Below are 11,135 nucleotides of genomic sequence, written 5' to 3' on the forward strand. Positions count from 1 at the left end.
AGTGATTGAACTAGGAAATCTACTACTCTTAAAAAGCCTTAAAAACCAGCAGCACAAACCGCAGCAGTATGAGAACTGCGTTGATAATTGTAGGCTGTGGGATCATAAGCTGTAAGAACTACTTCACCTTTGTTGTTAAATACCCATCCTTGAGCGGGGATAATTTGTTTGGTTTGGATAGTTTGCTGCTTAACAGTTGATCTGCGGGAATTACTGCTGTTGTCAGTTGGCTTCACTAAATCAACGCGGACATTGTCGCTACTGAAACCTTCATTCGGTCCAGGAGCAAAACCACCCCTTCCTGTGATGATAAATTCACTACCTATACCTCTTTGGCAAGGATTTTGGGCGATTTGATCTCTGGGGTCTGGTAAATTATTTGGTAATTCGACTAATGCTTGACTGGGATCAACATCTATGGTGTTAAGCTGCACAGTACCATTCAAGCTTGCATTTTGTCGGGAAATAGCTGTGATATCGCTGGTCGGTTGCTTTCTTGGGTCTAAATCTTGAGGACGTAACCTCTGCCAATCTTCACGAGTGCGTACAAATAGCCCAAAAATACCATTAGAATTAATGATAATTTTTCCTCCCTGACCTTGATCAGCATTCGCGATAATGTCATTGTTACCGAAGGGTTGAGCAACTATAAAACCCCGATTTTTGGTCAGAGTATTAATGTAAATATTGCCACCATTACCATTAATAGCTTCCGTAGAAATCACACTTTCACCACCCATCTGCAAATAGTCTTGGACATCCAGATAGATATCTCCGCCATTCCCGGAAGTGGCTTGTGCTGTTATACTTCCTTGGTTTTCCAGACGAATAGTATCAGATGTCACTCTGACTTCACCTGCATTTCCACTACCTTGACCATCGACAATGATTTTTGCTTGATCTCGAATAGTTAATTTCGGAGTTTTCAGGATCACAGTACCGCCATCACCTGTTGTGTCGCTACCAATAACTACACTAGATATCGCGCTACCTTCTCCGCTAATTTCTGTGGATTCGGAAGCTGTGATATCTAATGTCGCTGCTTTCCCCGCGCCGATTGTACCTGTAACTAGCTGTCCCCCATCTGTAATTTTTAACTGGCGCGTTTCTAGAGTTAAGTTTGAACCTGAACCTGTACTACCAAACTGCACAATCGTACCAATAGCAGTGGGTACAGTAAAACCTGCTACTGATAGCTTGCCTTTAATTTCTACAGATTCAGCAGCTTTGATAAATACACTACCAGCTGCTCCTGAACCATAGGTATCAGCACCTATTTGTGAGCCACCCTGCGAGATTAACCTCTTGGCTTGAATAGTTAAATTGCTACCAGTACCACTACCACCAGGCGAAACAGCAGTGTATATAGTACTGGGAACTGAATCATTGGTTGAGATTCCACTGACCTCTAAGGTGTCAGCAGCATTAACGCTGACGTTCCCTCCGGGCTGAGAACCTGTAAAAGCAAAAATACCAGATCCATCGGTCAGTTTGATATTTCTTCCTTGTACTTGGATCTCGCCAGCACCCGCCTCACTACTACTATCTATTGAGGCTTTTTTGGTCAGAGAAATATCCCGGAAAGCTGGTACATTTGTATATCCTAATTGCCAGCCTTTCTCTACAGGAGTGATACTGACGAAACTGGAACTATCAACACTCCCAACTTCAATTCTGCCGCCATCTGCTAGCAGATTTCCTCCTTCTAAATTGACATCACCCCCTACAAGAGCAAGGGTTTTACCGGGTTGCACTGCTAAACCTGGAGGAGTTGAGTTTCTGCTGAATTCTAAAAATTCTGGATTGAACTGGAGATTATTACCTGGCCCTTGAACACCAATTGTTCCTGGATTATCCCGAAAGCGCAATCCAATGGGAATATTTATCGTTAGTTGTGGTGGTGCTTGAGGGTTACTGGCGCTAAATTCAAAGTTATTGTCAAAGACAAAACTATCAGCCGTAGTCGCCAAAAAAGAACCACCCAAGTCTAAACGAGCATTTTGTCCAAATAAAATCCCCTTCGGATTGAGTAAAAATAGATTCGCGTTACCTAAGACACCAAGTGTTCCGAGAATATTCGAGGGATTCCCACCTGTGACTCTGGTAAGAATATTGGCGATTCCAGCAGGGTTGGAAAAATAAGCTCCCCTCCCTGCATTGACATTGAAGTCTTGAAAAGAATGAAACAAATTTGACCCACGAATTGCACCGCCATCAATGCGATCGCTCGGTACACCATTAATCACATCTGGATTCACAACAGAACTTTCCGCACCCAAGCTGCTATCTGGGGTAATCTGTGCTATTGCTTTACCCACAAACATCAGAATCATGAAGTTTGGTAAAAATAAAGCTATGGCAAATAATAATTGTGATCTCTTCATATACCCAACCTGATTAAAAGCAGCACTAATCTTTTCTTCCTCGTTAGATAAGAGAAGCAGAGATTTGTGTCTGTAGTTGTTGCAACTTTAAAGAGTTATGTAATTCCCGAATAACCCATGTTTTGTACATAGCATAGTAGAAGCCTCCTTATTTCAGGAGAGTGATAAATCTCAACAAACAGTTATCAGTTATTCTGGTAAGAATATGACCATTGACCAATAGACATCTCCAATAATTAAATATGGGTCAGCCAGAATCCTTGTAGAGACGCGAAATTACCCTGCGGGAACGCTAAAAGCGAACGCGTCTCTACATTCTTTTTCACGCCTATGTCTAATGACCATTGACCAATCTAAAAGGGACTGTAATTGATTGAGAAATACAAACCTTGTTCTTGCAATGTCCGATCTCTGTCTCCTTCGACATCAATCAGAGGAACAGCATAGTCAAGACGAGCGCTAAATGTTTCACCCATTTGCCATTGCAAACCCAAGCCTGTACCAATTAAGGTATTGGGGTCGGGAGTGGAACTAGAGTTGTCAGAGTTATTCCAACCGACACCAAAGTTGATAAAGGGTATGACTTGTAAAACCCCTTCTATTTGTCTTCGGCGCCAAACAGGAAATCTGACTTCGGCTGAAGCAAATAAGCCATTATCTGTTAAAAACTGATCTTGTCGATAACCCTTGACAGTTTGTAAACCTCCCAAACGAATCTGTTCGATGGGTACAAGGGATGTGCTTGCGAATTGCATTTCTGAACGCAATACCAGCAAGGTATCTGGTGCTAATAAGCGCACATATTGTCCTTGTCCTCGCCAAGCAAAATAGCGACTATCTGGAGCTTCGCTGTTAACGGTAGCATCAAGCCAGCCTACACCAAGACTAAATTGCGATCGCAAAGCAAAGACTTGTTGAGAGTTGCGTTGAGTGTATTCTTGAAAAAACCTAACTGTTGAGAGGCGCGTTCTTCCTTCGTCATCTGCGCCCGCAGATAAAGGAAAGTTTTCTCCCAATAATCTATTTTCACTTTGCTGTCTAGAGAAAGTTAAGCCGAGTGCGAATTCTTGAGTCGGAGTTTGGAAAAGTGGCTGGCGTACATTTAGGTCTATATAATAATAGTCACCTGTAATATCAATTCGATCAAAGGGTGGTTCTACTACTGTGACAGCTGTTCTGCCAGTGTTAAAGCCTACAGTACCGTTGCGAGCATTAATCGGAAAGGCATAACCTAAGTCAAAAGCATTACTACCATCGCTGTTGATATATTCTAAAGAAAAGCGATCGCCAAAGCCCAATAGATTACCTTCACTCAGGTTAACACCACGACGAAAAGTTCCCACACTAGGATCACCAGCGTTATCAGCAAATATATCTACTCTAAAAGAATCTGCCTCTACAACATTTACTTCCAATAGACTTTGGTCTGGACGTGAACCTGTAGATAATTCCGCAGAAATATTAGCAATTAAGGGATCAAGTTGTAATAATTGCAATGCTTCTAAAAGCTTTTCTCGATTTAAAGGCTTAGAGGTTGCTAAGGCGATACGACTACGCACATAGTTTGGTTGTAGTCGCTTCGTACCCGTCACCTTGATATCTTCTATTCCACCTTCAATGATTTGAACTTTAACAACAGCACCTTCTCTTGCAAAAGTTTGCTCTGCTGGGATCACCGCACCGGAATTAATGTACCCCGCATTGATGTATAGATTAGTAATAATATTTTCAACTTGCAAAAGTTCGGCAAAAGTTATGGGTCGGTTAAGAAAAGGTTTTGTTGCTTCACTTAACCGTTCATTACTAAATGCTGTGTTTCCTTCAAAATCGAATTTCTGAATTGTAATAGTTCCAGGAGTTCCGGGAAGTGTTGGAGATTCTGGTGGTAAAGATGGAGTTGTATCTAGAGGAGGTGTAGGTGATGGTTGCGGCGTTGGGATTGGCTTTGGTGGTGGTGCAGGAGGAAGAGGACCAAGAACTTGCGATAAAATCAGGATTTTATCCAACTCTTTATCTTGATTCCTGTCAACTAGTTCATGTAACTTAGAAGCATTGGGAGGATCTGATTTGAGTCGAACATCATGATTAAGAAAATAATATTCACTCCCAATATCTGTTTCGTTATTCTGGCTGATTTGGTTTTCCACAGCAGCTGTGGTATTTTCTAGCTGTGTGTTGATCTGTGTCTTGTGACTTCCGACAGAAAAGCTGTCAGTGTTCAGAGCCTTCGATGCTAAGTTTCCAGCAGAAGCTTTCAAAGCAGAGAACGCTATTAAAACTTCCAAGAATAAAGAAACAGTTAAATTCAGTTTCCAATTGTGGTTATGCATTAAAACTTGATTAACTTTTATTAATTAAACTTAAATACCATAGAATATGGTTTGTAGTATAGAGAATCATAATAAAATTTAACGAGGTAGTTTAGGAAACTAAAATGAAATATAGGTAGTTATAAAATATTGCTTTAAATGAAGGAATATATATTAAGATGACGGAAGGCAACAACAATCTATTATGTGGCCGCTACCAAATCATCCAAGAGCTAGGCAGAGGAGGTTTTGGCGTCACCTATTTGGCTACAGATACATCCTCTAATATATTGTGTGCAATTAAGAAACTCGATCCTCTCAACGCTGATCTGGAAACAGCTAAAAGATTCTTTCACAGAGAAGTTAATATCTTAAATACTTTACAGACTAACCAGCAAGTTCCTAAATTCTTTGACTACCTGGAAGAAGACAATAATTATTATATTGTCGAAGAATATATAGAAGGTACATCCTTAGCAGAACTAGTTCATCAGAAATGGCCAGAATACACAGTAGTTAATTTCCTACAACAAATTTTATCAGTACTAGCATACTTACATGCAAAGAATATTATTCATCGTGATGTCAAACCCTCGAATTTAATTATTAGAAAGGGAGACAACAGGTTTGTCTTAATTGACTTTGGCTCTGTGAAAAAACTAGATAGTCAATATCCATCCTATCAATCATCAATCACACAAACAATGATAGGGACTCCTGGATATGCTCCCTCAGAACAAATGGCAGGAAGACCACGTTTTAATAGTGATATCTATGCTTTGGGCTTAACAGCAATCCAACTATTAACTGGAATGCACCCAAGAGAATTAAGATGGGATGAAAAAGATAATATCATCTTACCTAGCGATATTAATATTGACGCTTCTCTGAGTGCGATTTTAGCCAAAATGGTTTATAACAACCCAGACCATCGCTATCAATCAGTAAATACAGTCATTGAGGATTTGAATAAAACGAAAATTAGTTCACCACCCACTCAACCGCCAACTTATTACACATCCAATCATCGAGAGGTACTTACTAATCTACGATTTCTCAAAATTTGGCAGATCCCAGTTGTATTAATATTATTAGCAGGAATAATAGCTTCCATAGAATTTTTTCATCCATTTATACGACCTATATATTATTTACATGAAGCTAATACGCTGCTTGATGAACGCCAAGGAGAAGCCGCTCTAGATAAATTTAACTTTCTCAAACAACTTCAACCCAACTCTCCCGAAGTTTGGAAAGGACGAGGCGATGCGTTGTTTCTTTTAGGACGAGATTTTGCTGCCTTACAATCTTATAATAGAGCGATTTTTTTGCAACCAAAAGACCAAAAACTTTTAGTTAAGATTTTAATTAATAAAGGCAAAGTTTTATATAAACAACAAAATTATCAAGAGACTTTAGATATTTATGAAAAAGCTCTAAAGATTGATGAGAACAATCCAGAAGCTTTGAGTGGGAAAAGTTTATCTTTATTAGCAACAGGCAAAAAACAAGAAGCTTTGCAGTATTTGGAGCAGCTGAAGCAAATTAGACCTGATGACCCCAGAATTTGGCAAGAAATCGGTTTTGCGATCGAACAATCGCAAGGAAAACCAGCTGCAAAAGAATATTTTCAAGAAGCTCTTTCAACTTATGATGATATTCTCAGAACTAAAAACAATAATCCAATATATTGGACTGATCGAGGTTCAATATTACTTAAATTAAATCGTCCACAGGATGCACTTGATTCTTACGAAAAAGCTCTAAACATAGATAATAATTTTTATGAAGCGTTAATTGGTAAAGGTAATGCCTTAAATGTATTAGGAAAACCTAGTGAAGCTCTTTTTGCTTTTAAACAAGCTAGTAAAGTCCGTCCCCAAGATTATTTAGTTTGGTTTAACCAAGGAATTTTACTCACACAAACCTTAAGAAATCACGAAGAAGCTATTAAAGCCTTTGATCAAACAATTGCACTTAAAGAAGATTTTCATCCGGCATGGGTAGGTAAAGCATTAGCATTGTTAGAATTGAAACGCTATCAAGAGGCATTAGTTGCCATTGAGAAAGCTAAAACTTTGCAACCAAAAGATCCAGATATTTGGGATATTCGAGGAGAAATTTTAAAGGGATTAGGTAAGCAACAAGAGGCAAATAATTCTTATTACCAAGCTGAAAAACTTAGGGGTGAGATGCCTTAAATTGGGGGACAAGGGGAGCCACTGCGCCCTTGCGGGTTAAGAGCGTTGTAGCACGTGGCGTGGACAAGGGAGACAAAAGAGAAATTTTTCTTGCTTTCCTTGCTTATGGGATTCGTCTTGGGAGTTACGAACTATCTCAAAAATAATCCGAATGTGAAACAGAGCGATCGCGCAATGCAATCTTTGAAGGGTTTTTAGCTTAAATCGGGCAAAAGCTCCTGACCACCACGAAGGTAAGCTAGCTCACGCCGACATCAACTGCTGGATGCGCTCTGGTTCTTTTCCTAACCAATCTGGATTCTGAGCAGTGCTGTCAAAAATTGATGAGTTTTGAATGGCTCATTTCTCCCGCTTGATGCTGCTTCTGCTGTTTTTGCTAAGAGCGATCGCACCTGTTGTTCATTCATTGGTTTGAATGTCTGCACTGCTTCATCAGTTTATACATAAATTAATTAGCTTTTTTAGTAACAAAATATTCATTTTATGAATTTAAAGAGTAAAATTACTTAGAAAATGGGGAAATTAACAGCCAAAAATAGAAAACTTCTGACTCTACAAATGAAGGGTATGATGCGTAATAAAGTCTGATCTCACTACAAAAATAATGGCGCAAACAGTATCAATCAATAACAACCAGAGATTGCAACTAAAACCCCTAGTCACACCAGAACGCTTACTTTTGGGTCCTGGCCCTTCAAATGCTCATCCCGCAGTTCTGCAAGCAATGAATACTCCTCCGCTAGGCCATCTTGACCCAGCTTTTCTTGCAGTCATGGATGAAATCCAATCATTGCTGCGCTACGTATGGCAAACAGAAAACCCCCTCACTATCGCTGTTAGTGGTACGGGAACAGCAGCAATGGAAGCAACTATTGCTAATGCAGTAGAACCAGATGATGTCGTGTTAGTGGGTGTGATCGGTTATTTTGGTAATCGACTTGTAGATATGGCTGGACGTTATGGTGCGGATGTGCGAACCATTACCAAGCCTTGGGGACAAGTGTTTTCCATAGATGAATTACGAACTGCTATACAAACTCATCGTCCAACTATTTTAGCTTTAGTTCATGCTGAAACATCCACAGGCGCACGTCAACCTTTGGAGGGAGTTGGTGAACTGTGTCGTGAGTTTGGCTGTTTGCTGCTAATAGATACAGTTACAAGTTTGGGTGGTGTTCCCATATTTTTGGACGAATGGGGAGTAGACCTGGCTTATAGCTGTAGCCAAAAAGGCTTGGGTTGTCCACCGGGTGCTTCTCCTTTTACAATGAGTCCCCGCGCAGTTGAGAAATTGCAACAGCGTCAAACGAAAGTGGCTAATTGGTATTTGGATATGACGCTGTTGAATAAATATTGGGGTAATGAACGAATTTATCATCACACAGCACCCATTAATATGTATTACGCACTCCGAGAAGCACTACGCCTAATTGCCGAAGAGGGAGTGGAAAACAGTTGGCGACGTCATCAAGAAAACGTAGAATATCTCTGGCAGTCATTAGAAGATATAGGACTGTCATTACATGTACAGCGAGAGTACCGTCTACCAACTCTCACAACAGTCCGTATTCCTGAAGGCGTGGATGGTAAAGCGATCGCCCGACAGTTACTCTTAGAACATAACATTGAAATTGGTGGTGGTCTTGGTGAATTAGCAACTCAAGTCTGGCGTGTTGGACTTATGGGTTTCAACAGTCGTAAAGAAAATGTAGACCGACTTATAGAAGCTCTGCGACTGGTTTTGCCTAAATAGAATTACCAGGTATTTGACACTCCCATCCGCGTTTTAGCGATGGGATTCTTGCTTTATAGGGATTCCAATGAATTTACCTTGCTTCTTTATCTTTTTGTCTCATTATCCCTTCCCCTTCTCTCTAAGTTAGACTGAAAGTATAGCAGTAAACCCAGATAGCAAAATAGTGATCTGAAAACCACTGCACAGCCGGAATCAAGATTGTTGAGCAAATTAATTTGAGTGTTGATTAATAATGTTACATCGCTTCTCAAAACAGGGACTGATTTGTATTACTCAACCAAATCATGCTTGGCTTTCAGGTCAATTAGCCCAAGTCTGGGGTAATGAATATTTTGGTGATTTTGTACCTAGAAAAGAAGTTTGTCTTGGCGCACAACAACATGACATCGGTTGGATTCTTTGGGAACAAGCCCCTACACTGAATCCTCAAACTGGTTATCCTCACAATTTTACAGAACTTTCTACTCAAGAACACATAAACATTTGGTCACATGCTAGACAGTTGGCACTTGTATTGGGTAGATATGTAGCCTTGCTTGTCTCGCTACATGGAACAGGTTTGTATGAAAGGTTTAAAAATTGGGAAAACTCGCCAACCTCTACTCAAATAGTGCAGGACTTTCTCAAGCGGGAGTATCTTTTTCAAGAGCAACTCATCGCTAGTTTGAAAAAAGATGCATACTATGCAACCCACGTTACACCGGAAATCATCACACGTAATAGAAAGCTCATAGAAATATGGGATGCACTTTCAATCATCTTTTGTCAGGGAATGACTTCACAACAACAGTTGATTCATCATGTACCAACACTGAATGGTGATACTACTCTAGACTTGACCTTGTTAAGCAATCATGACCATCATCAACAAATAGTGATATCTCCTTGGCCTTTCCAGCAGAATGAAGTCACCCTAGTTTATGAAGGACAGCTTCTACGCCACATCTTCAGCAGTGAGATAGCAATGCGAGAAGCTTTAATGGGTAATTATGGAGTGACTCTCACTACTACCTTAAAGCCAGATTAGAGAGTAGTAGTTATAGGTTCTTTGCTTATCTAACCTCTTTTGCGTTGCCTAACTGGCTTTTTTGTGGTCTTTGATTTACCACGTGCTAACTTCAACTCAGCCTTTGACTGAGGCTTTGAGGAATGAAGTTTTGGCGGTCGGCATCGTTCGCAAAACAAAGGTCTAGAAGGATAACAAGTCCGTTCAACGACTAGGTTGCATCCTTTACATACGAAACGATAGACTCTTTGCCTAATAAGGCGAGTGTGAGCTTTAACAAAAACTTCCTTACTGTCCACCTGTCTGTATCCTTTCAAAAACAACGAAACTACTATGGCTGATTTATCTGAGATTCTTAGATTACTGGAAGCAGAACGCGATCGCTACATCTTAGAAACTGCTGATTTGGAACGTCGTCTATCTTTTATTCGCAACCAGATGAATGTCCTAGAAGCTCTTATTTCAGGGTACGCTCTGGAAGAGAAAATGAATCATATCCACAAGCGTTTACTTGAATCATCTACACAGGCATATCTAGAGGATAGCCTTCATTCCCTTGAGGAAGAAGGAGAAGCCACGAGGCTTGATCAAGAACAAAAACAAGAACAAAAACAGAAACAGGAATTAGACCATAAGACAAATTTACTTGTAACCACATCACCATCTACCTCAACATCAGATTCCAAAGATTCCAAATCTACTGCTCCTTCACCGGAACAACCAGATATATCTGATATCCCCAAATTGAGTATTCCCAGAAAACCTGGCACCTTACCTTTACTACCTGAATTTCAAGAATACTCCATACAAAATGCAATCTTAATTTTGATGCGTCAACGACCGGATTTACATTTTCACATTGATGCGATAGTACGAGATTTGTATGGTGATCAATTAACGCCGGATCAGTTTAAAACTGCTAAAACAAATGTTGGAAAGATGCTTTCCACAGGAGTACAGGCAGGAATGTGGTATCGAGTATTACAAGCTCATGGTGTTTACACTTTGACATATGAAAAAGGAGTGACTAGCAGACCTCTACAAAAAAAATGATTAGGTATTCAATCATGCAGCCAATAGACGTATATATGCAATATGCAGGCGATCACTCCAAATTAGAGTCAAAACTGACTACGATATGAGCAATATGATCTTGTTTGCTGGGAATCTGTCTGCTGTTCTACTTGAAAATCTTATAGATAGGTCGTTTAACAGAACTAAGTTGCAAAGAGATAGAAGGTAAGAATGCCAAAACGCCAAAAAAAGAAGATGAGGTAAAAGCAAAAAACAAAAAAGCTGCTATAGTAATCAAGTGCGAAAGCCAAAAAGCAAGAGCCAAGCAAGCGAGTCAGCAAAACAGAAAAAAAGATTTCTGAAATAGTTGACAAAAAGAAAAGAGCTTGCTAACCTAGATAAAGTGTCAAGCAAAAGCAAGACGCCACGAACCTTGAAAATTCAATAGTTTGAAAGCCATAAAAA

7 protein-coding genes are annotated in these 11,135 nt (G+C 39.9%); 4 read left to right on the plus strand and 3 right to left on the minus strand.

Features of this window, described 5'->3' with window-relative positions; genetic code table 11:
* Positions 1 to 38: 38 nt before the first annotated feature.
* Together ACE1AT_RS07315 and ACE1AT_RS07320 are read right to left on the minus strand one after the other, a co-directional pair.
* Positions 39 to 2,333, minus strand: a complete 2,295-nt coding sequence (locus tag ACE1AT_RS07315; RefSeq protein ID WP_374866803.1) for a filamentous hemagglutinin N-terminal domain-containing protein — start codon at positions 2,331 to 2,333, stop codon at positions 39 to 41.
* A 404-nt stretch (positions 2,334 to 2,737) separates the two neighbouring features.
* A complete protein-coding gene (locus ACE1AT_RS07320) occupies positions 2,738 to 4,714 on the minus strand; it encodes a ShlB/FhaC/HecB family hemolysin secretion/activation protein (RefSeq protein ID WP_374866787.1) in 1,977 nt (658 codons plus the stop codon).
* A 158-nt stretch (positions 4,715 to 4,872) separates the two neighbouring features.
* On the opposite strand from ACE1AT_RS07320, the gene ACE1AT_RS07325 reads away from it, so the two are divergent.
* Positions 4,873 to 6,894, plus strand: a complete 2,022-nt coding sequence (locus ACE1AT_RS07325; protein ID WP_374866789.1) for a tetratricopeptide repeat protein — start codon at positions 4,873 to 4,875, stop codon at positions 6,892 to 6,894.
* 284 nt (positions 6,895 to 7,178) lie between these two features.
* Here ACE1AT_RS07325 and ACE1AT_RS07330 read toward each other — a convergent pair whose 3' ends face one another.
* Entirely contained in the window at positions 7,179 to 7,301 is a 123-nt protein-coding gene (locus ACE1AT_RS07330; protein ID WP_374866791.1) for a hypothetical protein, read from the minus strand.
* A 197-nt stretch (positions 7,302 to 7,498) separates the two neighbouring features.
* Between ACE1AT_RS07330 and ACE1AT_RS07335 the strand changes: the two genes are divergently transcribed.
* From ACE1AT_RS07335 to ACE1AT_RS07345, 3 genes are all read left to right on the plus strand, one after another.
* Positions 7,499 to 8,647, plus strand: a complete 1,149-nt coding sequence (locus ACE1AT_RS07335) for an alanine--glyoxylate aminotransferase family protein (RefSeq protein WP_374866793.1) — start codon at positions 7,499 to 7,501, stop codon at positions 8,645 to 8,647.
* Positions 8,648 to 8,882: 235 nt separating this feature from the next.
* The gene (locus ACE1AT_RS07340; protein WP_374866795.1) at positions 8,883 to 9,677 is read left to right on the plus strand and encodes a DUF3891 family protein; all 795 of its coding nucleotides are present in this window, start codon (positions 8,883 to 8,885) and stop codon (positions 9,675 to 9,677) included.
* Positions 9,678 to 9,989: 312 nt separating this feature from the next.
* Positions 9,990 to 10,709, plus strand: coding sequence for a hypothetical protein (locus ACE1AT_RS07345; protein ID WP_374866797.1), 720 nt, complete (start codon positions 9,990 to 9,992; stop codon positions 10,707 to 10,709).
* Positions 10,710 to 11,135: the final 426 nt, after the last annotated feature.

The organism is Pelatocladus sp. BLCC-F211 (assembly GCF_041928655.1).
Lineage (GTDB): Bacteria > Cyanobacteriota > Cyanobacteriia > Cyanobacteriales > Nostocaceae > Pelatocladus.